At 42.5% G+C, this 306-nt stretch carries 1 protein-coding gene; it reads right to left on the reverse strand.

What is annotated here, in order from left to right; genetic code table 11:
• On the reverse strand, positions 1-306 hold a 306-nt coding region (locus GBG68_RS14225), incomplete at both ends, for a DUF5722 domain-containing protein (RefSeq protein WP_226801818.1).

The following is a 306-nucleotide window of genomic DNA, read 5'->3' on the forward strand; positions in this document are numbered from 1 at the left end:
GCGCGATGGCATAACACATCCGCATAGACTTTACATAGGCATCCATAAAAACCGAAGCAGGCTTGTCACCCATATTTGTCCAAACCCAACCTGCATCTACCTCATTGTGCATGATCCAATGATTTATTCGGCCATATTTTGCATCTGGTCTGCTATATCTGCTCGCCAAAAAATCTAGTGCAGCCGCATAACAATTTACGCTGGCAGGATTTGTCATATTCGGCATGCTATAAATACCTGCTGGATCCATATCTGGATGCTGCAAAAGCTTTCCAATAACTGGATCTGCAGACTTTTCTATTTTAT

This window comes from Alkalilimnicola sp. S0819 (assembly GCF_009295635.1).
GTDB lineage: Bacteria > Pseudomonadota > Gammaproteobacteria > Nitrococcales > WHIW01 > S0819.